The following is a 22,359-nucleotide window of genomic DNA, read 5'->3' on the forward strand; positions in this document are numbered from 1 at the left end:
TGCGTATGGCTAAAAAGAAGCGACCCACCCCTGTTCCGCCCGAGCCGATTGTGCCCCTTTTCGATGCGCACACTCACCTCTGGTCCACGGTATTGAAGAACCAGCGCAGGGAGGATGCGGATGCTCGCGAGTTCGGCGAGGACGATCACCAGCGCTTGGTGGGGGAGTTTATGGATCGCGCCTATGCAGTTGGCGTGCGCGGGGTATGCACGGTAGGCGATGGTATTGAGGAAACAGAGAAGGCTCTGCAGGCCGCGGAGTTTCATGATCGTGTGTGGGCAGCTTGTGCTGTGCATCCCACAAAGGCACAGACGGTGACAAAAAAGGTGCGCGAGCGTTTGCGGGAGATGGCCTTTCACCCACGCTGCGTGGCGATTGGTGAAACTGGATTGGATTCCTATTGGATTGGCAAAGATGCAGGAGATGGGGAGGAGACCCCGAGCATTGAGGTGCAGGAGGAGGCACTGCGCTTCCATATTGACCTGGCCTGCGAATCCGGCAAGGCGTTGATGATCCACAACCGTGAAGCGGAGGCTGATCTATTGCGAGTGCTGGCCGATGCGCCCCAACCGGAGAACGTGATTCTGCACTGTTTTTCCTCTCCACTGGAGGTGGCCAAGGAAGCTCTGGATCGTGGCTATGTGCTCTCCTTTGCGGGCAACGTGACTTTCAAACGCAATGAGGAACTTCGTGAAGCGGCACGGATTGCGCCGCCGGAACAGATTCTCGTCGAGACCGACGCTCCCTATATGACGCCTGAACCTTTTCGCGGTGCACGCAACGAGCCGGCTTTTGTGGGCTACACGGCGGCGTGTGTGGCGAAACAACGAGGAGTAAAGCCGCAGGAGCTCGGTGAGCTAGTGACAGCCAATGCTGCACGGCTCTATGGGATCGAACTCCGCTAGTGAGGTGTGTGTTTCTGCTGTGACGCGAGGTAACGAAAACGTATAAAAATTAACGCAAGTTAGCCTGCGTGTTTACTGTTGTTGCAGATGTACCCCCATATTTGTGATTTGTGGAACATTTTGCCCCGGATCTTTGTCTCGCAAGGATCGTTATCGTATTGTGACAAAAGTTGAAAAAATCGGCGTTCGGGCGCCCCGAGCAACAAGCGCAGTCGAAAAGCGCAGTCGAGACCTCGGGGCGTCACAATGAGAGAGGCAACGATCTAGTGTCACCGAAGAAGAAGTCCCACCTGCACCGCATTAACAACACCAACTCCACCCCGCTGCGCATCGCCACGGGTGGCATGCTCGCCACCCTGGTTGTCGGCGGCGGCGTTGCGGTCGCTGGGCAGAAGTCGGTCACCCTCGACGTCAACGGCGATATCATCCAGGCCAGCACCATGTCCGGCGACGTCAAGGGCGCCCTAAAGTCCGCTGGCGTGGAAATCGATAACCGTGCCATGGTTACCCCGGCACTCGATGAGGCCATCGGCGACAACTCCACGATCACCGTGCGCAGCGCTCGCACCGTGGCGCTCACCATCGACGGCAAGCAGGAAAAAATTGATACCACCGCGCTGACCGTAGGCTCCCTGCTGGATCAGATCGGTCGTAGCGATGCTGCAAACCAGCTGTCTCAGACGCGCAACAAGGAAATCCCGCTCGACGGCATGGAGCTGGAGATCGTTACCCCGAAGAAGTTCACCTTGAACGACGGTGGTGAAGAGGGTCGCATGAGCCTGCCCGCCCGCACCGTGGGCGAGATCTTCGAAATGCGTGGCACCCCGCTGGGCAAGGAAGACAAGGTCACCCCGGCCGCAGACACCCCGCTGGCAGAGGGGATGCACATTGACGTCACCCGCATCGCCACCCGCGATGAAACTAAGGTGAAGGAAGTTCCGGCTCCGGAGCGTGTGAAGGAAGACCCGAACATGCCAGAGGGCAAGGAAAAGATTGTCGAAAAGGGTGCTCCGGGCAAGGCTCGCGTCACTGTCACCGTCCGTACCGTCAATGGCCAGGAAGTAAGCCGCGACGAGAAGTCCTCCAAGGAGATCGCTGCTCCGAAGGAGCGCGTAATCATCCGCGGCACCAAGAAGGCTGCCGACAGTGAGGATTCCAAGGACTCCAACACGGGCGCAGCTGCACCGTCTGTAGCCGACGGTTCCGTATGGGATCAGCTGGCACAGTGTGAGTCCACCGGCAACTGGTCCATCAACACCGGCAACGGTTTCTCCGGAGGCCTGCAGTTCACCCCGTCCACCTGGGCAGGCTTCGGTGGCACGCAGTACGCACCGGCTGCCCACATGGCAACCCGAGAGCAGCAGATCGCCGTGGCAAAGAAGGTACAGGCTGCCCAGGGCTGGGGTGCATGGCCTGCCTGCACTTCCAAGTTGGGTATACGCTAACCCGCTCGCCTCACCGCGCACCTTCATCGGTTTTTATCGGGCACTAGCTCGACTATCCTGTGAATGGTGAATGAACGGAAGATTCGGCTGCTGGGGCCAAATGAGATCCGGCAGCTTGCCGAAGAACTGGACCTAAACCCCACCAAGAAGCTGGGGCAGAACTTCGTCCACGACCCCAACACAGTGCGCAAAATCGTGAAGGCCGCCGACGTGTCCGCCGCGGACAACGTGGTAGAAATCGGACCTGGCCTGGGGTCTTTGACTCTGGCGCTGCTGGAAACCGGAGCGAGTGTCACTGCCGTCGAAATCGACCCACGACTGGCCGGAAAGCTACCCGCAACCCTTGCAGAACAAGGCGCCGAAGGCCTTGACACTGCGGTGATTCTCAAGGACGCAATGGTCGTCACCGCCGAGGACTTTGCGAACGGGGGACGCCCACTTCCCACCGCACTTGTCGCGAATCTTCCCTATAACGTTTCCGTGCCTGTGCTCTTGCACATGCTGGAGGAATTCCCCAGCATCGATCGCGTGCTCGTCATGGTGCAGCTGGAAGTTGCAGACCGCCTAGCTGCGACTCCTGGCTCCAAAATCTATGGAGTGCCCAGTGTGAAGGCTGGTTTCTATGGTTCCGTCAACCGCGCGGCGACCATCGGTAAAAACGTTTTCTGGCCTGCCCCCAAGATCGACTCTGGTCTGGTGCGGATAGACCGCTATGCCGAGGGAGAGCAGCCATGGGCGGAGATCGTCCGTGAAGCTGGCGAAGACACTGAATCAGAAGACACTGAATCAGAAAACACTGAATCAGAGGCGCTGCGCCGTGAAGTGTTTGCTTTGGCTGATGCGGCATTCCTACAAAGGCGCAAGACCTTAAGAGCCGCACTGTCCGGCCATTTCGGTAGCGGGCAAGCTGCCGAGGAGGCGCTGCGCAGCGCGGGGATCGATCCAACCCTGCGTGGCGAGAAGCTCTCCACCCAGCAATTTGTGCAGCTTGCCGTGACCTCCCTGCAAGGAAGTCAGCGAGGGGCTCGATGAGTGTGTCGCATTTTTTTGGACCCCAAAAACCTCCATATCGCTCCATAACGGCGAGTGCGCACGGCAAGGTTAACTTGCACTTAGGCGTAGGTCCGGCCAGGGAAGATGGCTACCATGAGCTGGACACGATCTTTCAGGCTGTCTCCCTGAAGGAGGAGGTCACCGTAGCTCTGCGCGAAGATGATGATCCCGCGGAGTGCACGTGGAGCGTCTCCGGCTTTGACGCACACCTGGTACCGCAGGATTCCAGCAACCTGGCGTGGAAGGCTGTGGCTGTTATCCAAGACTTGGCACGGAAAGCTCATGTGCCCTGGGCAGACAAGCCCGTGCATATCCATATCGACAAGGGGATCCCCGTTGCTGGTGGCATGGCCGGTGGTTCGGCAGATGCCGCGGCGGCGTTGATTGCCGCTACAGAGCTGTACTTTCCGGACCCCCGTGCTCCGCGTCGCCCGGATAGTGCAAAACTGGTAGAACTGGCCGCTGACCTGGGAGCAGATGTTCCTTTTTGCCTCCTCGGCGGCACCGCATGGGGCACAGGCAAGGGCGAGAACCTCATGCCCGTGATAGCCACAGGTAGATATCACTGGGCCATCGCCACTGATAAACGCGGCCTGTCCACCCCGTCGGTTTTCAAACAACTCGATCAGCAGCGTGCTAGTGCAGAAGTGAACAGCCCAAAGGCCACCCGCGCGGGCAGCCCCGAGGCTTTGATCACTGCCCTTCGCGGGGGTGACCCCAAAGAGGTAGGCAAACTTCTAGTCAACGATCTGCAGGCACCGGCCATTAGTCTGCTGCCCAGTCTGCGGGAAACCCTCAGAGCCGCCGCTGAAGCCGGGGCCATTGCCGCAATCGTTTCCGGCTCCGGCCCGACCGTGGCCATGCTGTGTGCTTCTGCTGACGACGCGGTGGAGGTTGCCACAGCCGTAAGCGTTGCTGGAAAAGCCAGCTCCACAATGACGACTAGTTCCCCAGCTGCAGCTGCGGGCGTCATAAAAAGGGAGGAAGTACGTGACTAACCTCATCAACCTAGAAAAAGTCTCGAAGAGCTACGGGCTAAAGACCCTGCTTGATGACGTGAGCCTCGGCGTGGATAGCAACGACCGGATTGGCGTAGTGGGACTCAACGGTGGGGGTAAGTCCACCCTGCTGAATATTCTGAGTAAGAAGGACGAACCGGATTCCGGGCGTGTGAGCCACAACAACGACCTGCGCATGGCCATGGTCACCCAGGATGTACTGCGCGACGCACCGGCAGCTATGACCGTCGCTGGGGCAGTGCTGGAACCACTAGGGCTGCAGGAGTACGAATGGGCGGGCAATCCGAAGGTCCGCAGCGTGCTTAACGGATTGGATATCGCCCGCCTGGGGCTGGATGCGAAGGTGCAGGAGCTCTCCGGTGGTGAGCGTCGTCGCACGGGCCTGGCCGCTGCTCTAGTGCAGGATCTCGACCTGTTGATTCTGGATGAGCCGACCAACCACCTGGATGTCGAGGGCGTGCAGTGGCTCGCTGAGCACCTACTGAGTCGCAATACTGCGCTGGTTATCGTCACCCACGACCGCTGGTTCCTGGACACAGTCGCCAACCACACCTGGGAGGTACACGACGGAGTGGTGGACGTGTACGAGGGCGGCTACAACGACTGGACTTTCGCTCGCGCGGAACGTGCCCGCCAGGCCGATGCCGCTGAACAGCGACGTCAAAACTTGGCGCGTAAAGAATTGGCGTGGCTGCGCCGTGGCGCACCGGCGCGTACCTCCAAGCCGCGATACCGCATTGAGGCCGCGGAGTCTTTGATCGCCGATGTGCCGCCGATGCGAAACAAAGTGGAGCTCATGAGCTTCTCCGCACGCCGACAGGGCAAAAAGGTCATCGATCTGGAGGACGCGCGTATCACCACGCCCGACGGGCGCACTCTGGTCGAAGACCTGACCTGGCGCCTCGGCCCCGGCGAACGCATTGGCCTGGTCGGAGTAAATGGCTCTGGAAAGACCACACTGCTGCGCACTTTGGCCGGTGAAGCGCCATTGGACAACGGACGTCGTGTGGAAGGCAAGACTGTGCGCCTGGGATGGTTACGCCAGGAGCTGGACGACCTGGATCCCACGAAACGGTTGCTCGAATCCGTTGAGGATGTTGCCAGCTATGTGACCTTCGGGGAAAAGGAAATCACTGCTTCGCAACTGGCTGAGCGCCTGGGCTTTAGCGCGAAGCGGCAACGCACACCCATCGGCGATCTTTCTGGTGGCGAAAAGCGCCGCCTGCAGCTCACTCGCGTGCTCATGAGCGAACCGAACGTGCTGCTGCTGGACGAGCCGACCAATGACCTCGATATCGATACGCTGCAAGAGCTCGAAAGCTTGCTGGATGAATGGCCCGGCACGCTCGTGGTCATTTCCCACGACCGGTATCTGATCGAGCGCATCTGCGATTCCACCTGGGCGCTTTTCGGCGATGGACAGTTGACTAACCTGCCCGGTGGAATTGAGCAGTACCTAGAGCACCGCAAACAACTGGCCAGTGCGGAGGAGCGCAAGAACACCCTGTCGTTCGACGCTGCTGGTTCTGCCGCCGGTGCAGAGTCTGACGCTGTTTCTTCTGGACGCCCCAGCCTCGGTGCCAAGGAGGTTCATGCTCTCACTAAGGAAATGAGTGCGCTGGAAAGGAAGATGACCAAGGTCGAAGCAAAGATCAATTCCATCCACGAGAAGATGAATGAGGTGGCAGAAAAGGCGGCCACTGGGGAGCCTGTCACCGAGGAGTTAGCTGCGCTTGATAAAGATTTGAAGGCAGCCCAGGATGAACACGGCGATCTAGAGATGAAGTGGCTGGAAATTGGGGAGAAGCTTGAAGATAGCTGATGTTGCCTCCGATGCCGAGGAGGAGCTTGCGGAGAGGTTTAGCGCCGCCAGGGATCAGTGGGAGTCCCACGTTGATCCCGGTGGCGTGGTTGTCGGCGCGCTGTTGTTTGCAGCCTCGCTGACCCCTTCGCTGTTGCCACGCGACTGGCTTTTCCAGGGAGTCGTCGCTGGTATCTCCGGTGGTACGGGCTACATCATGGGCGTCTTTCTGCATTGGCTGTGGGAGGCGTTTCTGCACAAATACTTCAGCGAACCTCTGTGGAAGTGGCGCCGCAAAGCCAGGGAATATGTGCGCCGCTTCCAACTCCGCGCTGGTCTGAGTGACCAGAGGATGGGGAAACTCAAGACCGGCCTGGAGGTCGTCTTCGTCCTTATTGTGATTCTGGCTCTATTGGTGTGGATCTCCTTCGCTGTCCGCTGGCAGCAGGAGCTGGCAAACCTAATGGGCGCGGAGGCCTATACGGCGGGAGAGTTCCTGTTGGTGTTGCCCGTTGGCATTGGCTTGTGGGCGCTGATTGTCCTTGTGGGCAAGGGGTTGCTCTGGCTGATCGAAGTCTTGGAGGAAGGCCCAGTCGGGCGCCGTCTCGGCGGAGTTACTCGACAATTGTTTGCCTGGATGGCGGTTGTGCTGGCCTTGGGGTTCGTTGTAGATACGGTTGTGCCCGGCACGATCGTGCACGCAACTGAAAATGTGTTTTCTGTCCGTGACCAGGAGATTAGAGCGGACCTGAAACAGCCTCATGTGCCGGAGCGTTCCGGTAGTTCGGCGTCACCCAATAAATGGGAAGACCTGGGTGCTTTCGGTACGCGCTTTGTTGGACTGGGGCTCTATAAGAACGAACTTGAAGAGATCACCGGCCGCCCTAGCAAAGAACCCATCCGGGTGTATGCCAGCTTGAAGAATGGCAGCGAAGATACCGACGCGGCGCGCGCGGAAAGTGTGGTCAATGAGTTGAAACGGACGGGGGCAAAGGATCGTCGGGCGCTGCTTGTGGTCCCCGCGACCGGCACAGGGTGGGTGAACCCCACGGCTGCTCAAGCTTTCGAGCTGATGTTTGATGGTGACTCCGCTATCGCCTCGGCGCAATACTCGTACCTGCCTAGCGGCGTACAGTTCATCGCTGATCAGCAGCGTGTGGAAGACGCAGGCGAGGCGCTAGTTTCCACCGTCGTCGACTGGTGGCACACTTTGCCGAAGGATCACCGGCCTAAGCTCTACGTCTATGGCGAATCTCTAGGTACCAATGCCGGCAGCGGCGCGTTTTCAGGTGTTCGGGACATCGCCGCCAGCGTTGATGGTTTGTTATGGGCGGGGCCACCGAATTCCAACAAGTTGTGGCACGGCCTGGTTGACCGGCGCGATCCCGGTTCGCCGCAGGTTTCTGCGGAATACGCGGGCGGGTTGAATGTGCGCTTCGCCGAAAACACCGATGAAATCTGGAGTTGGCGCGATGAGGTGGACTTGAATTCCCCAGGTGGTTGGCACCACCCGCGCATCCTTTTCCTGCAACACCCCTCTGATCCAGTGGTGTGGTGGTCACCGTCGCTGATAGCCAGGGAACCAGACTGGTTAAAGGAACCCGCTGGGTTCGACCGCTCGCCGTCGATGTCGTGGATTCCTTTTGTTACGTTCTGGCAGGTCACAATGGATCTTCCCGTCGCCGCCAATGTGCCGAATGGACATGGGCACAATTACGGCAATGGAGTGCTGGACGCCATGCTCGCGATGGTCGGCGGGGAAGACTTCAACCCTGTTCGGGCCGAAGAACTGCGGAAACAACTGGACGAGGCAATGCTCACCCAGGGGCCGGAGAAAGAAGTCGGTGTCGACAACGGCTAATACGAGCCGGGGCTGCTTGCATACCGCAGAAAAGCGTAGGCTGGGGAACCATGATCCTGATCAACGTTAAGTACAAGGTTCGCCCAGAGTTCGCCGATACCTTCCTGCAGGAGGTCTCCTGGTTCACCGAGTCCACCCGTGCGGAGGAGGGCAACATCTTCTTCGACTGGTTCCGCGATCCGGAAACCCCGAATGAGTACCTACTGATCGAAGCTTTCCAGGACGATAGCGACGTTGCGCACGTCGAGTCCGAGCACTTCAAGCGCGCCTGCGATGAAATGCCGAAGTACCTGCTGGAGACCCCGGAGATCATCAATACGAAGATCCCGGGCAAGACCGAGTGGGATCGCATGGCTGAGTTCCGCGTCGAGGACAACTAGCCCAGTAATCAGCATGACCGTCAGTGTTTTCGATCTCTTCCAGATCGGTGTGGGGCCGTCATCCTCACACACCGTCGGACCCATGCGCGCGGGGCTCTCATTCGCGCAGCAGGTCAAGGCGCTTTTTGCCGATGACGCCGCGTCCCCCAGCGCCACCGATTCAGGCTCCGACGAGGGCTTGCACCCGCTGGGCGCTGACAAGCTGGCGAATGTGGTGAGCTTACCCGATGAGGGCGAGAACGGTCCCAGCATCAGCATCATCCTCTATGGCTCGCTGGCGGCTACGGGCGCGGGCCACGGAACGCTCGGAGCGTGTCTGCTGGGGCTGGACGGTGCCGATCCGGCGCAGATCGACCCGGATTATATGCAGACCCGCCTGGAGGAGATCCGGGCTACGCGCACCATCCATCTGGCAGGGGATAAAAACTTGCCGATCACATGTGGCTTCGAGGACATTGTTTTACGTCCCACTGTGCGTCGCTCGGTGCATACAAATGCGATGACCTTTGTGGTCAACGGCGTGAACGGCGTGGAGCCACTAAAACAGACCTACTATTCCATCGGCGGTGGCTTCATCCGCACCGAAGAGGAAGTCCCCACCCTCGATGAACTATCCGGTCCGTGGTTGTTCGAATCCGGTGACAAGCTGATCTCGCTGGCCGAACACGAGGGATTAAGTCTGGGAGAGGTGCAGCGGCGCTGTGAGCAATCGTTGCGCACCGATGAGCAGATCAATGCGAACCTGGATGCTATTGCGCAGGCCATGCAGGATTGTGCCAAGCGGGGCGTGTCCTTTGCCGGAGTGCTGCCCGGCGCTCTGATGGTACGCCGCCGCGCCAAGCGCTGGTACGACCAGCTCATGGAGGAAGATCCGCATCGCAGCGCGGAGTTTTCCGAGGACTGGGTGAACCTGGTGGCGCTCGCTGTGAATGAGGAAAACGCTGCCGGTGGACGGGTGGTGACCGCCCCGACCAACGGAGCGGCAGGCATTATCCCGGCTGTGATGTTTTATGCCCGCGAGTTCACCCCTGCGGGGAAGCAGGATCCTTTTGACGTCAACCGGCGATTCTTGCTGGCCGCGGGAGCGATTGGATCGCTGTACAAGGAACGCGCCAGCATCTCCGGAGCTGAGGTCGGCTGCCAGGGCGAGGTTGGCTCCGCTGCCTCTATGGCCGCAGCTGGATTGGCGGAGGTACTGGGTGGTTCACCACGCCAGGTCGCCAATGCAGCGGAGATTGCCATGGAGCATTCGCTGGGGCTTACGTGCGATCCGATCGGTGGTTTGGTGCAGATTCCATGCATCGAAAGAAATGCCATCAGCGCCGGGAAAGCCATCAATGCTGCGAAGATGGCTATGCGCGGGGACGGAGACCACCATGTCACCTTGGATGAGGTCATTGAGACCATGCGACAGACCGGAAGGGACATGTCCGAAAAGTACAAGGAAACTGCCGGCGGAGGCTTGGCGACAAATGTTTCAGTCAATGTCCCTGAGTGCTAGGACACGCTAGTTCTGTGTCTCAGCGGGGGACGGAGGGACAGGGCGGCTCTTGTGGGACAACGCGAAGTGAATGGTCATCACTGCCAACGCAAGGATGGTCCACCACAGGTAAGAGTTACCCACAATGACCTGCCAGAGATTCCAATCCAGCTCACGCTGTTCCTGGAAGGGGACGAAGGCGGTGGGTTCGAAGGCGAAGGCCGCGAACCCCAATACCACCAGGGAAGTCCACAGCCAGCGCGGGGTGCCCACAGGGGAGGCAGGGGTGGCGAAGGCGTAGCCCGCCAATGCCACCAGAAGTACCGGTGCCCAAGACCAGTGGTGATTCCAGGAAATCGGGCTGGCTAGCAGAGCAAAGAGCGCATTGACGCTAAGAGCAGCGATGGGAGCCTGGGCCTTGAGCAAGCTGAACATGACGAAGGTGATGACCACTAGCGAGACGCACACCAGGATTATCCACAGCAAGCTTGAGGAGTCCTGCGTCTGGAGCCCGAAGCGGTGAAGGAGGCCGTTAAGGCTTTGGTTCAAGGCATACTCATGGTTGCCGATGCGTCCGGTTTCGCGCAGCGTGTGAGTCCAATATTCCTTGGAGTCACTGGGCAGAATCAGCCAAGCCAGAGCCGTGGTACCCAGCGTGCCCGCACCCATGCGCACGATGGAACCCCAGTCCTTGCGCAACAGGAACCACAGGCCGAACACTGCGGGCGTCAATTTGATGGCTACCGCAGCACCCGTGAGCAGACCCCGATAACGACGAGGAACGACCAGTGCATCGGCAAAAACCATGCCCATCAACAACACGTTGATCTGCCCATAGGCAAAGGTGGTGTGAATGGGGCTCAGGTGGATAAGAACAGTTGTCAACGCGACCGAGACCCATGCGGCAGAGGTGCGATCCACCCTCGCCGCCATGTGCAGAGTGTAGGCGAACATCCACCAGGTAAGGAGCGCCGTGGCGGAAGCGAGCAACACGGCGGAGAGGTCATAGGGAAGTACCGCAAGAGGAGTGAACAATACCGCCGAAATAGGAGGATAGGTAAAAGGCAAGAATGTATCGCCGATGATGTGGAAGTGGCCGCTATAAAGCTCCTGACCATCCAGTACTCGCTGCGCGCCCACCCGATAAACATCGAGATCCAGGTGATAGTGGAAGCCCCGAGTGTTCACAATCGTGGGAAGGAAAGACAGCACCGCGAGTACGCTGAGTACGACTTTCAAAGGGACGCCGATTTTGAGGTGCCTGAAATCTTCGACGCGCGCCGGGGTGTCTTCCTTAGTCTGCATAAAGGCTTATTATTCCATCTTCATCGCGGAAGATTCGCCAGCGGTTGACGATGGTGGTGCATTAGGCGTTGCCGCCTGCAAAGAACTAAGCTTGGAACAATGAACAACGCACTACCCAAGCTGGACAAACAGGCCTATGAAGAGGAGCTGAAGAGGCTCCAGGCGGAACTCGTCGAAATGCAGCAGTGGGTGGTGGAAACCGGCGCGCGCATCGTCATTGTGATGGAAGGGCGCGATGCAGCGGGCAAGGGGTCCGCGATCAAGCGCATCACCCAGTACCTCAGCCCACGTGTTTGTCGCATCGAGGCGCTGCCCGCGCCGAACTCCCGTGAACAAGGTCAGTGGTACTTCCAGCGCTATATTGAGAAGCTGCCGACGGCCGGTGAGATCGTTATCTTCGACCGCTCGTGGTACAACCGCGCTGGTGTCGAGCGCGTGATGGGCTTCTGTACAACCCAGGAGTACCGTCGCTTCCTGCACCAGGCGCCTATCTTTGAGCGACTGTTGGTAGAAGACGGCATTATCTTGCGCAAGTACTGGTTCTCTGTTTCCGATGAAGAGCAGATTCGTCGTTTCCAATCTCGCCAGTCGGATCCACTGCGCCAGTGGAAGCTGTCCCCAATGGATTTGCAGTCCATCACCCGTTGGGAGGACTACTCGCGTGCGAAGGACGAAATGTTCGTCCACACCGACATCCCCTCCGCCCCGTGGTACACAGTGGAGTCTGAGGATAAGAAACGCTCCCGCATTAACGTGATCAACCACCTGTTGAACACGATTCCGTGGGAGTATGTCGAAAAGAACGTTCCGAAGATCCCGGAGCGGCCGGAATCCGATTCCACCTATGAGCGCCCGCCGCGTACCCAGTTCCGTTATGTTCCGGATGTGGCGAAGATGCTGGAGAAGGATCTGGTGAAGAAGGAAGCCAAGCGTGTGGCCGAGGAGGCTGCGGCGTCCAAAAACGGCAGTGACGGAAAGAAATCCAAGTCCAAGAAGGGCGATAAGGAAAAATCCAAGGACAAAAACAAGAAGGATAAAGCCAAGTCCAAGTCCAAGAAGGGTGACAAGAAGTCCAAGAAGAAGAAATAGGAGTTCTCAAGGTCACTAAAAGCTAGGCAGGTCTGAGAATCTGCCTAGCTTTTTTCTATTCTGATGAGGGAAAACTTACTTTGGGCTGCGCGCTTTTCTGGTTCCTGTAATCATAGTTGCATGGCAGACAAGAAGAGGAAGCAGCCGATGTATGACCCGGAGGCGGAGGTTACCGCTGTTGTAGCGGGGCGCGTCGGAGTGATCGAGCTGAATCGCCCGAAGGCTCTCAATTCCTTGAACGCGGAGATGATTCGCCTGATCCGCGAGGCGGTCGATAGATGGGCCGATGACGATTCGATCCGCTTCATTGTCATCAAGTCCTCCTCCGATCGAGCATTTTGTGCCGGCGGCGACGTGCGCTACGTGCGCACGCGGGACATGAAGCGCATGTACCGATTCGGTGACGCCTTCTTCGAGGAGGAATACGACCTCAACGAACGCCTGTCCATAGTCAACAAACCCGTCATTGCACTGCTTGAAGGAATCGTTATGGGCGGGGGTATGGGCATTTCCGTACACGGATCGCACCGCATCATCACTCCCCGTACGCTCGGCGCTATGCCAGAGGCGGCGATCGGGTTCGTGCCCGACGTAGGGATGTCGCACAAGCTGACCCATTTGGATGTTCCGCCAGCCATTGGCCTGTTTATCGCTACGACAGGGTGGCGCCTAAGCCCGGCAGATATGCTTTACACCGGGCTGGGTACGAACCTGGTGGCAGATGTTCACGCTTTCGAAGCTGCTTTGCAAACAGATGAATTGCCAGAGGCACTGCGCGAACATGCGCTGGAACTACAAGAGCTGGACGAACCAGTTTCTACGCTGCAGAGCCACTCCGAGTGGATTGAGCAGACTTTCGCCGAAAGCTCGTGGGCCGAAATCGAGGCCCGGATTGCTAAGGATGCGGATTCTGTTTCTGACGCCGAGTTGGCGCAGTTCATAACCAAGGTGACAGATTGCTTGAAGGGAGCCAGCCCTGAGAGCCTGGTGGCTACCGTGGAGCTGTTCCGTCGTGCGGAAAACTCAACACTGCGTGAGGCTTTGGACATGGAGTACAAGGTTGGCTCAGAGCTGCGTCGGGGGAAGAATTTCATTGAGGGTGTTCGCGCTGTACTGGAACACAAGGATTTCAATGCTCAATTTGAGCCTGCGTCCACGGACGAAGTGGATGTGCAGAAATGGCAGGAGCTGCTGGGATAGTTAGGGGATTAAGCGCTTTCCTTGCGTTGCACCCGCACCCAAACGAAAAAGCCCCACAGAACGAATGCGCCGTAAACCAGGTATAGCGTGGCTGAGGGGTAGTAGCCGGCGGACAGTAGGAGAGGCACCCCTACGATGTCCACGCCGATCCAAATGAGCCAGAACTCCGTCCAGCCTCGAGCCATTCCGAAGGTGGCGAGGATAGAGCCGGTGAAAATCCAGGCGTCTGCCCATGGACCCCAGGAGCCCAGTGCATCGAAGACGAGTGCGAAGCCGATGGTGCCGAAGACGGCGAAGGCGAGCATCCCCAGGCGTTCCTTGGTGCTGGCCCAGCTGGGCTGAACGGCGGCACTGTCCGCTGCGGGTTCACTGACGATGGAGCGCGAAGGATCAGTGTTATCTGGTTCGCGCAGACCGGCGGTACGGGCGCGATTCCACTGATACCAGCCGTAGACAGAGACGATCAGGAACATCACCTGGCGCCCAGCTTGGCCATAGAGGTCGAGGTCTTGTGGGGTGTGGAAGAGTCCGCCCAGGAATACGGTGAATAGCAGGATATTGCCAATGATGCCGACGGGCCAGGCCCAGACCACGCGCTTCATTCCGCCAACGGCGGAGGCGAGGCCGAACAGATTGCCGATGATCTCTCTCCAGAGGATCGGGTAGCCGCCTATGAACAGTGTTGCGTTGAGAAGTGTTGTAAAGATTCCCTCGGATTCCACAGTCACCATCTTTCCCCATTCGGGTCCGCGGCAGAAAACCGGGTAAGCACTTCAGAGCGTATTAGCCCTTTAACTGCATTGGTCTTTTAACTGCGATCTACGCTAGCCAGCATGTCGAAGGCTCGATCGTAGAGTTCCCGCGGGGTGGCATCGCCTGCGAGCCTCTCGTCCGCCGCGGCCTCCATAGCCCGCAGAGCAATGCTGAAAGCAACATCTAATAGAAGGAAAGCATCGAAGGGGGTGAGGTTGGGATCGATCTCACATAGCGCCTGAGTGCCGGGCTCGGTAAGGGTTGGGAGATCTACTTCCAGGCTGTCGCCGCTACTGTTCTGATGAGGATGTTCCAGCATGATGAGTAAAGGCTTGAACTTGCGGACATCTGGGGTGATGGGGTCGGAGATCTGTGAAGAGTTGTCCCCGGACTCCGGCCCTAGTGGGGAGCAGTAGATCCACATGGTGTCGCGCAGGATGTCGGCGGTGCGGCCAGTGCGGTGGTCTGTGGCGACCTCTTTGACGCGCAGGGCGAAGTTCTCAAAAACGTCGTGCAAATAGTATGCGAAGACATCGTCGCGGCGTTCGAAATAGTTGTGGAAGGTACGGGGAGACACGCCAGCGTTCTTAGTAATGGCATGTACCGTGGCTGCATCCGGCCCGTCGTTCAAATACAGATCGATCGCGGCATCAATAAGGTTTTGTTTAGTCTCGGCCTTTTTCTGTTCGCGCCTAGAGGCAGAGGGCTCGGGAATGGTCGCGTTTGTCGCCATGTGAGTGAGGAAACCTTTCAATCTGCCCAATGAGTTCAATGAGCGCGATAAAGCTGATTGAAGAGTAGTGTAGCAGGACTGCTGCAGCTGAAGCTTGAACTCGATAATGAAAACTGTCCATCTAGCGTTTTCTAAGAGTTAACGGAGTTCTGAGAGGCCATTTGCCAGTAATTGGAAAACGTTTCGAATATCTTGTTCGGTGGTGACATCGCCCGTCTTATTGAGCTCCACGAAGATGCCGGGAATGAACATCATGGTATTGATGAGGAGTAGTGCATTGACAGTGGATAGGGTGTTTCCTGCCCGCTTGCTGTATTGCTGAAAAGCTTCTACAAGTGGGGAAAAGAACTCCACTCCGGAACTGAAGTGCCGCTGATCCTCTGCGAAAAGTTCCTCTCGTTGATGAGGTGGAATACTGCGGAGGTGGTCAGCGAGGCGGGGGAGAGTGTCGATGCTCCTGGGATTTTCTGACGGGCGATTATAGAGGTTTACCGCAATGTTCTCGGCGATTGAGATTAAAGGTTGGCCGGGTCTTGCGACTTCCACAATGTTAACCATTTCGTCGACAAATTGATTAAGTATGAATAACAAAGCTGCTTCCCGGTGGGGGAAATAGTTGTGGAAAGTGCGCGCGGAAATGTCCGTCTTTTCTGCGATACGGGCAATTGTCGCATTCTCTGCTCCCTCGTTGACCAGAATTTCAACGGTAGCCTGGGCAATGCGTTCGCGAGTCTCAGCTTTCTTGCGATCTCTTAGGCCAAGTGTCTTTTCCGCAGGTTGATTGCCGTTTTGGTTACTCATTTCGCGCGCCATCCTTCTTTGACTACTGTTCGCCTGTTTGCCTAACGACGCCCTCTATCGTCCCTCCTGCTGGGATTCTTGAAGGTGCGCCCCGTCAGCTTTGGCTTCAGGTTCCGAATCGCGGCTTCCGTCAGCTTTGAGACCGATCAGGCTTTCGCCTTCGACATCGACCGTGGGGATGATCTTCCCTAGCCACTTGGGGAACTTCCACGCATGCTCGTCGAGAAGGAACATAGTGGCTGGGATGAAGGTCATGCGGACAATGAAGGCGTCAAAAAATACGGCGGCGGCTAGAGCAAAGCCCATCACCTTGATGAATGGCTCGTCGGCGAGAGCGAACGCAGCAAAGACCGACATCATAATGAGCGCTGCGGCCGTAACTACTCGGGCTCCGTGCTTAAAGCCATTGGAGGTAGCGTTGCCGGCAGTCTTGCCGTGCGCCCAGCCTTCGCGCATACGGGTAACAAGAAAGACTTGGTAGTCCATTGCGAGGCCGAACACGATGCCGATCAGCATGATTGGCAAGAAGGAGATGATCGGCTGCGGGTCGTCGACAATACCTCCGAAACCTTCCTGCCACAGTGCGACGGTAACGCCGAACGTGGCGGCCACCGACAGTCCGAAGCCGACCGCTGCGATCAGCGGCACCCAAATGGAGCGGAAGACGACCATGAGCAGGATGAATGCCAGTACCAGGACGATTGCGATGTAGGGGATGAGGGCCTCTGATAGACGCTGAGAGATGTCCTCGTACATCGGGGTTACACCGGTAATGGCGTAGGTGGCACCGGTCTTCTCGGCGTAGCTGGACTCCTCAGCGCGGATCTGTTCGAGTACGTCAGCAGCACGGGCATCCGTAGCGCCATACGACGGGGTGATCATCACCTGAGCGGCCGTGCCCATGTCAGCAGGATTCTGTGGGTCGCCGTTGGTCTGAACCAACTGGGCATTTTCAACGCCGTCGGTGCCCTGGATGGTAGCGACGGCCTGCTGGGCGGCTGCGGCCTTTTCCTTGCCCTTTAGGTCCGGATACTCCACGAGTGCGAGCATTGGAGCATTCCGGCCAGCACCGAAACCCTCCTCCGTCATCTCGTAGGCGATGCGGTTGGGAGTGCCCTTGGCCATGGATCCGTCAGATGGCATGGCGAGCCGGAGGTTCATTGCAGGGATGGCAAGCAAGACCAGTAGTACTGCCGCGCCGATTAGCCACAAGGCGGGTTTCTTACGGATGATGCGCACCCACTTTAGACCCATTGTGGGCTTTTCGTTTTCCGGATCCGGCGCCTTCACAATCGGGGCACGGCCAGCGAAAACCTTTGTGCCGATCAGACCCATGATGGCGGGCAAAAGGGTGATCGCGACGATGACTGCAATGGCTACGGTGCCGGCTGCGGCCAGAGCCATGGCGGTAAGGAACGGAATGTTGATGATGGACAGTGCGGCCAAAGCGATCAATACGGTGAGGCCTGCGAAGACCACTGCGGAACCGGCCTTGCCGACGGCGAGACCAGCCAAGTGGGCGCGGTCCTTGACCGGAATAGTCCTGAATTTTTGCTGCAGTTCCTTGGGCTCGAGATCCTGCCCGTCCACGTGCGCGATCAATTCGCTGCGGTAGCGGGAGAGGATGAATAGCGCGTAGTCAATGCCCACAGCCAGGCCGATCATGGATGCCAGGGTGGGGGTCATAGAGTTGATGCTGTCGGTGACGGAGGTGGCTGCCATGACGATGCCGATGCCAGTGCCCACGCCGATGACTGCGGACAATAGCGGCAGGCCAGCGGCCACTAGGCTGCCGAACGTGACGATCAGGACGATGGCGGCGACGGCCAGACCAATGATCTCGGAGGTCATGTTCATTTCGGGTTGCTGGAATGCGTTGCCGTTCCAGCCGACCTGGAGATTGCCTTGGTGATTCTTGACCGCTTCTTCGAATTTCTGGATGTCTTCGGCGGGTACGTCGGTGGCGGTCTCTGCGTCGAATGCGACTTCGATCATGCCAGTACGCTTATCGGGACTCAGCGGGCTCAAAGCTGCGATGTCAGAGGCGATCTGCTCCTTCGGCATGCCCTGCTTCTGTTTCATCGGAGCCATCTGCTGGTGCATGTTTTCGCTGGCCAGGACGGGAGAGACGAGTTTTTCCTTGTCCTTCAAGAAATCGAGTTCTTGCAGCGCCTGCAAAACGTCCTCAGTTGCCTGGGCGGCTTCACCTTTGGCAAGTGTTTGCCCCTCGGGAGCCTGTATAACTAGCTTGCCCTTTGCGGCCTCTAGCTGGTTGGTGTTTTCACTATTAGGAAAGTCCTCCTTGATCTTCTCCTGGGTCTCGATCGATTCCAGGCCCGGGATGGTGAAGGACTGCGAGGTGGGTTTGGTGAGGAGGGCGGAGGCGGTGCCCACGCCAATCAGTACGATCAGCCAGGCGGCGAGGAAGCGCCATTTGTGTTGGTAGGCGGAACGGCCTACGTGGTAGAGAAATTTTGCCATGCGAAAAATATTGCACAGGTAGCGAAGAATTGCAATACCTGCGCAAGATTATGGCGGGAAGTCGTTCCCAGCAAGGCTGGCCTTACTAGTAGGCACTAGTCAGCGACCAATGTCTCCATCGTTAGCTCTGGGTGTTCCTTTTCCACAAAGGCCAGTTTCCACTTGTCGCCGAAGAGAGCAATGAGTTCCCCGTCGGTGCGGGTGAAAATTTCCACACCGCGCTGCTTCGCCAACATCGGCGCGGATTCGGCGTCGGTACGTCGCGCGACAGAGTAGGGCACAGGATCGGCCACTGTCTCCACGTTGTACTCAACATCCATTCGAGCTTGCATGACCTCGAACTGCATGGGGCCGACTGCGGCCATCACTGGGTTCGCGTCACCGCGGGCATCGTTGCGCAGAATCTGTACAACGCCTTCGGAATCCAGCTGCTCAAGAGCCTTACGGAACTGTTTGTACTTGCCCAGCGACTTCGCGCGCAGAGTGCGGAAATGCTCGGGGGCGAACTGCGGCATGGGTGGGAACTGAACCTTCTTGCCGCTGTAAATCGTGTCACCGGGAGCGAGCGAGCCGGCATTGACGAGACCCACGATGTCGCCGGGGTAAGCAGCTTCGACCGTCGCACGAGTGCGGCCAAAGACTGTCAGTGCGTACTTCGTGGAGAAAGATCTGCCCGACTGCGCATGGGTGACCTGCATACCACGTTCGAAAACACCCGAGACCACTCGCATGAAGGCCAGGGAATCGCGGTGGTTGCGATCCATACCTGCCTGCACCTTAAAGATCACGCCAGAGAATTCGTCAGTTGGGTCGCGATGCTCATCGATGGAACCGGAGTTCCCACCTGCAGCGGCTTCCAACACCTTCGGGTCGGAATCTCTGCCAGCGGGTGCAGGTGCCAGGGCACAGAGGGTATCCAGGATCTGGTGGACGCCGAAATTCAGCATGGCGGAAGCGAAAATCAACGGAGAGGTGGTGCACTCCAAGAACAATTCTTGGTCATGTAGTGCGCCATCGGCAGCCAGCAGCTCAACTTCCTCGGCTGCGGTATCCCACGCATCTTCCTCTCGCTCTGAGGCTTGTTCCGGGGTGTAGTGCTCTTCCGGGGCAATCGTGGAACCACCCGCCGTGCGAAGGAAATGAATGTATTCCTCGGCTTCACCGTCGTCGTTAATGCGCGCCAAGCCACGGAAGTCTCCGGCCTCACCGACCGGCCAGAACAGGGGAGTGGGCTGTAGCTGGATCTCGTTGACGATTTCGTCGACAAGTTCTAGAGGGCTGCGTCCTGGACGATCCCACTTGTTTACCACGGTCACAATAGGTAGGCCACGCGCCTTGCATACGCGGAACAACTTCAGCGTCTGAGGCTCAAGGCCCTTTGCTCCGTCAATCAGCATCACTGCGGCGTCAACAGCAGAAAGAACGCGGTAGGTATCCTCCGAGAAGTCGGCGTGACCCGGGGTATCGACGAGGTTAATCATGAACGGCTCGCCCTCGTGCCCTTCCGGTGCGTACTCGAACTGAAGGGCAGAGGAGGCAATGGAGATACCGCGATCCTTTTCCATGTCCATCCAGTCGGAAACTGTGGACTTGCGGCCCGCCTTACCGTGCACTGCGCCTGCTTCCTTAATCATGTGGGCATGCAGGGCAAGTGCCTCTGTGAGAGTGGATTTACCGGCATCCGGGTGGGCGATGACGGCGAATGTGCGGCGGCGTGAGGCTTCGGATGCGGTTGTACTCATAGTGCCAATTAGTCTAGCGGGTTAGCCCTCAATGGCTGGAAACGCATTGGCACACAACGCCCGGAGGAGAGCACCTAGGCGCAGGAGGACGTGGTCTTCTTCTTATGGGCTGAAGATTGCTCGAGAGCTTCACCGAATGCCTTCGAGTACTCCTCAGCGCCTTCCGGCATAGGGTGAACGCCATCTTCGAACAGCAGATCCGGATGGGCTTGCGCATGGCCACACCAGTCCGCCAGGTAGACGTTGTCATGGGTCTTGGCTGCTTCGATGACCTCCTGGCGTGCCTGTCCCATCCACTCGCGATCGCCGTAGGGGGTAGCCATTACAATCGTGTGATCCGGCCCGATGAGGTTGATCATTTCTTCCATCTGATCGGGGAATGCAGCGCCGTTTGTTCCGAATCCCAGGAACACCGTGGAACGCAACTGTCCTGAATCCTTAAGCTGTCGCAGTACCTCGACGCCTGCGGTGTAGTGGCGGGATACATCTGCGTCGATAAAAATCCCGGGGTAGTCGGCATTCAGGGCTTGGCTTGCTGCAAGCATCACAGAATCGCCTACGGCCGTAATGTCTTTACCTTGAACCGGAGCTGACTTCTGGTCAGGCTTCGGGGATGGAGCGGCAGGTGCAGGCGCGGTCTTCTTGTTGTTATTTGCCGACTGGTTCATTTGTTGCAGCTGATCCAGCTGTTGTTCCAGCTCAGTCTTATCGTTCGAGTTGACCACACCGTAGATCACGCCGCCTACACTAGCTACGACAAGAAGCGGTACGAAAGGCCAGGCGACCTTCTTGAACCCTTCATTGATCTCGTGATAGCTCGGTCGTGCGTTCACGTAGTTCTTCCACGTCTGCTTGTAGCCGCGACGGCGGAAGGGATTCTCGACGTGCTGGTAGGAGATCTCGGAGATGAGCAGAGCAATGGGGAGCGCAACTAGCCCCAGAATCCATTCGTGCTGCATGCGTCCGTCCTCATTAAAGAGCTCTCGCAGGATCATGATGACGGGCCAATGCCATAGGTATAGAGAGAACGACCGCTGCCCCAACCAACGCATGACTTTGGTCCGGAAGATCAAAGTCAGCGGGCCTGTTTCGCGGATCACGCCCCAGATCATCAGGACACCCAACACGCTGGTGAGAGCCAGGCCACCACGGTAGGTGAAAGCAAGGTCGTCACCCATGAAGAGAAGCTGCGCAGCGTAGCCGATGAAGGCCAGGAAGCCGATCGCTCCGGCTACGCGTGCTTCGAACTTACCTACTGACGCCCACGAATCCACCCGCGGGTCGTTCTGAGTTGACGTGACAAGGAGCGAGAAGAAAGCTCCGATGAGTAGGCCAAAAGCATGTGTATCGGTGCCGTAGTAAACCCGTGTTGGATCCTCACCCGGGGTGAAGAGCAGCCACATACCCAGCACGGAGGCAACTGCCAGAAGAACCGTTACCAACATGGGAACTCGCCGTGGGGCACGGTGGAGTCTGCGCTGGGTAAAGGTAAACATGGCCAGAGTTAAAAGTGGCCAAATGATATAGAACTGCTCTTCGACGGCTAACGACCAGTAGTGTGCGAACACCTGAACTTCGTTTTCAGCGAAGTAGGACTGGGAAGTGGCGATCTGGGTCCAGTTATTGACGAAGAACAGAGTACCCAGGAATTGCTCCCGAATCCCCACTGCTATGTCCCCGCCAATGGCGGTGACCAGCGCAGTCACTATGAATAGTGTGACGAGCGCTGCGGGAAGAATGCGCCGAAAACGTCTAATCCAGAAGTCTTTGAGACTGATTGTCTGACTTACGCGATACTCGCGCACCAGAAGCGAGGTAATCAAGAATCCAGAGAGGACGAAGAATAGGTCTACGCCCAGATAGCCACCAGGCAGTATGTCGCCGAAAAAGTGGTAGATAACTACGGCGAGTACTGCGAGTCCGCGCAGGCCATCCAGTCCCTTGACTTGGCGCAGGCGAGCGCGGCGATCCTGTTTTACAGTCTTGTTTTCCGGCGGAATTGCCAACGCTTCGGGCACGTTCTGCCGAGGTCGCTTCTGAACGGCAACTGGTGCAGGCGTTGCCTTTTGCTCAGCCTTAGGCGTAATTTTCTTTGGCGCGGGCTTGGCTGCCGGCTTTTGGGCAGCGTTTGCTGCTGGCTTTTGAGCAGGCTTGGTTTCCGGTCGTGGTGCAGGCTTGGCTGCCGGCTTTGGTGCAGCGTTTGCTACTGGTTTTGTTGCAGGCTTGGTTTCCGGTTTCGGTGCTGGCTTTTCAACAGCCTTTGGCGCAGGCTTTGCTGCTGGCTTTTGTCCCGTCTTGGGTAGCGTCTTGT

17 protein-coding genes are annotated in these 22,359 nt (G+C 57.9%); 10 read left to right on the plus strand and 7 right to left on the minus strand.

What is annotated here, in order from left to right; translation table 11 throughout:
* The first annotated feature begins 5 nt into the window (after window positions 1-5).
* The 8 genes from AC05K6_RS08805 (at window position 6) to AC05K6_RS08840 (ending at window position 9,965) form a co-directional block, all read left to right on the plus strand.
* Entirely contained in the window at window positions 6-905 is a 900-nt protein-coding gene (locus tag AC05K6_RS08805) for a TatD family hydrolase (protein ID WP_476728339.1), read from the plus strand.
* A gap of 266 nt (window positions 906-1,171) precedes the next feature.
* A complete protein-coding gene (locus AC05K6_RS08810; RefSeq protein WP_293790982.1) occupies window positions 1,172-2,350 on the plus strand; it encodes a resuscitation-promoting factor in 1,179 nt (392 codons plus the stop codon).
* Between the two features lie 63 nt (window positions 2,351-2,413).
* A complete protein-coding gene (gene rsmA / locus AC05K6_RS08815) occupies window positions 2,414-3,382 on the plus strand; it encodes a 16S rRNA (adenine(1518)-N(6)/adenine(1519)-N(6))-dimethyltransferase RsmA (RefSeq protein WP_293790983.1) in 969 nt (322 codons plus the stop codon).
* A complete protein-coding gene (locus AC05K6_RS08820) occupies window positions 3,379-4,401 on the plus strand; it encodes a 4-(cytidine 5'-diphospho)-2-C-methyl-D-erythritol kinase (RefSeq protein ID WP_476728340.1) in 1,023 nt (340 codons plus the stop codon). The genes rsmA and AC05K6_RS08820 overlap by 4 nt, the downstream gene beginning before the upstream one ends.
* Window positions 4,394-6,244 (plus strand): ABC-F family ATP-binding cassette domain-containing protein, encoded by a 1,851-nt coding sequence (locus tag AC05K6_RS08825; protein WP_476728341.1) that lies wholly within the window; start codon window positions 4,394-4,396, stop codon window positions 6,242-6,244. The genes AC05K6_RS08820 and AC05K6_RS08825 overlap by 8 nt, the downstream gene beginning before the upstream one ends.
* Window positions 6,231-8,084 carry an alpha/beta hydrolase gene (locus tag AC05K6_RS08830; RefSeq protein WP_476728342.1) on the plus strand — a complete coding sequence of 618 codons (1,854 nt, stop codon included), beginning with the start codon at window positions 6,231-6,233 and terminating at the stop codon, window positions 8,082-8,084. Before AC05K6_RS08825 ends, AC05K6_RS08830 begins: the two co-directional genes overlap by 14 nt.
* Before the next feature lie 50 nt (window positions 8,085-8,134).
* A complete protein-coding gene (locus tag AC05K6_RS08835; RefSeq protein WP_448308384.1) occupies window positions 8,135-8,464 on the plus strand; it encodes a putative quinol monooxygenase in 330 nt (109 codons plus the stop codon).
* A 13-nt stretch (window positions 8,465-8,477) separates the two neighbouring features.
* Complete coding sequence (locus AC05K6_RS08840) at window positions 8,478-9,965, plus strand: L-serine ammonia-lyase (protein WP_473963764.1); 1,488 nt, start codon at window positions 8,478-8,480, stop codon at window positions 9,963-9,965.
* A 6-nt stretch (window positions 9,966-9,971) separates the two neighbouring features.
* Here the strand turns inward: AC05K6_RS08840 and AC05K6_RS08845 are convergent, their stop codons facing one another.
* A complete protein-coding gene (locus AC05K6_RS08845) occupies window positions 9,972-11,249 on the minus strand; it encodes a glycosyltransferase 87 family protein (RefSeq protein ID WP_476728343.1) in 1,278 nt (425 codons plus the stop codon).
* 99 nt (window positions 11,250-11,348) lie between these two features.
* Here AC05K6_RS08845 and ppk2 point away from each other — a divergent pair, with 99 nt between their 5' ends.
* Together ppk2 and AC05K6_RS08855 are read left to right on the plus strand one after the other, a co-directional pair.
* Complete coding sequence (gene ppk2 / locus AC05K6_RS08850; protein WP_476728344.1) at window positions 11,349-12,338, plus strand: polyphosphate kinase 2; 990 nt, start codon at window positions 11,349-11,351, stop codon at window positions 12,336-12,338.
* Between the two features lie 120 nt (window positions 12,339-12,458).
* Window positions 12,459-13,538, plus strand: coding sequence for a 3-hydroxyisobutyryl-CoA hydrolase (locus AC05K6_RS08855; RefSeq protein WP_476728345.1), 1,080 nt, complete (start codon window positions 12,459-12,461; stop codon window positions 13,536-13,538).
* An 8-nt stretch (window positions 13,539-13,546) separates the two neighbouring features.
* Here the strand turns inward: AC05K6_RS08855 and AC05K6_RS08860 are convergent, their stop codons facing one another.
* The 6 genes from AC05K6_RS08860 to AC05K6_RS08885 form a co-directional block, all read right to left on the minus strand.
* A complete protein-coding gene (locus tag AC05K6_RS08860) occupies window positions 13,547-14,269 on the minus strand; it encodes a nicotinamide mononucleotide transporter family protein (protein ID WP_476728346.1) in 723 nt (240 codons plus the stop codon).
* A gap of 77 nt (window positions 14,270-14,346) precedes the next feature.
* Complete coding sequence (locus AC05K6_RS08865) at window positions 14,347-15,024, minus strand: TetR/AcrR family transcriptional regulator (RefSeq protein WP_476728347.1); 678 nt, start codon at window positions 15,022-15,024, stop codon at window positions 14,347-14,349.
* A 138-nt stretch (window positions 15,025-15,162) separates the two neighbouring features.
* On the minus strand, window positions 15,163-15,825 hold the full coding sequence (locus AC05K6_RS08870; protein WP_476728348.1) for a TetR/AcrR family transcriptional regulator: 663 nt from the start codon (window positions 15,823-15,825) through the stop codon (window positions 15,163-15,165).
* A 54-nt stretch (window positions 15,826-15,879) separates the two neighbouring features.
* Entirely contained in the window at window positions 15,880-18,306 is a 2,427-nt protein-coding gene (locus AC05K6_RS08875; RefSeq protein WP_476728349.1) for an MMPL family transporter, read from the minus strand.
* Between the two features lie 95 nt (window positions 18,307-18,401).
* Entirely contained in the window at window positions 18,402-20,048 is a 1,647-nt protein-coding gene (locus tag AC05K6_RS08880) for a peptide chain release factor 3 (protein ID WP_293790996.1), read from the minus strand.
* A 74-nt stretch (window positions 20,049-20,122) separates the two neighbouring features.
* Window positions 20,123-22,359, minus strand: a 2,237-nt coding sequence (locus tag AC05K6_RS08885; RefSeq protein WP_476728350.1) for an acyltransferase family protein, incomplete at its 5' end; no start/stop codon positions are given.

Source organism: Corynebacterium sp. TUM25020, from assembly GCF_056388495.1.

Coding starts and splice junctions, on each gene's coding strand:
- AC05K6_RS08820 (WP_476728340.1), top strand. CDS start 3,379: ATGAGTGTGTCGCATTTTTTTGGACCCCAAAAACCTCCATATCGCTCC.
- rsmA (WP_293790983.1), top strand. CDS start 2,414: ATGGTGAATGAACGGAAGATTCGGCTGCTGGGGCCAAATGAGATCCGG.
- ppk2 (WP_476728344.1), top strand. CDS start 11,349: ATGAACAACGCACTACCCAAGCTGGACAAACAGGCCTATGAAGAGGAG.
- AC05K6_RS08870 (WP_476728348.1), bottom strand. CDS start 15,825: ATGAGTAACCAAAACGGCAATCAACCTGCGGAAAAGACACTTGGCCTA.
- AC05K6_RS08845 (WP_476728343.1), bottom strand. CDS start 11,249: ATGCAGACTAAGGAAGACACCCCGGCGCGCGTCGAAGATTTCAGGCAC.
- AC05K6_RS08835 (WP_448308384.1), top strand. CDS start 8,135: ATGATCCTGATCAACGTTAAGTACAAGGTTCGCCCAGAGTTCGCCGAT.
- AC05K6_RS08865 (WP_476728347.1), bottom strand. CDS start 15,024: ATGGCGACAAACGCGACCATTCCCGAGCCCTCTGCCTCTAGGCGCGAA.
- AC05K6_RS08860 (WP_476728346.1), bottom strand. CDS start 14,269: ATGGTGACTGTGGAATCCGAGGGAATCTTTACAACACTTCTCAACGCA.
- AC05K6_RS08855 (WP_476728345.1), top strand. CDS start 12,459: ATGGCAGACAAGAAGAGGAAGCAGCCGATGTATGACCCGGAGGCGGAG.
- AC05K6_RS08840 (WP_473963764.1), top strand. CDS start 8,478: ATGACCGTCAGTGTTTTCGATCTCTTCCAGATCGGTGTGGGGCCGTCA.
- AC05K6_RS08880 (WP_293790996.1), bottom strand. CDS start 20,048: ATGAGTACAACCGCATCCGAAGCCTCACGCCGCCGCACATTCGCCGTC.
- AC05K6_RS08875 (WP_476728349.1), bottom strand. CDS start 18,306: ATGGCAAAATTTCTCTACCACGTAGGCCGTTCCGCCTACCAACACAAA.
- AC05K6_RS08805 (WP_476728339.1), top strand. CDS start 6: ATGGCTAAAAAGAAGCGACCCACCCCTGTTCCGCCCGAGCCGATTGTG.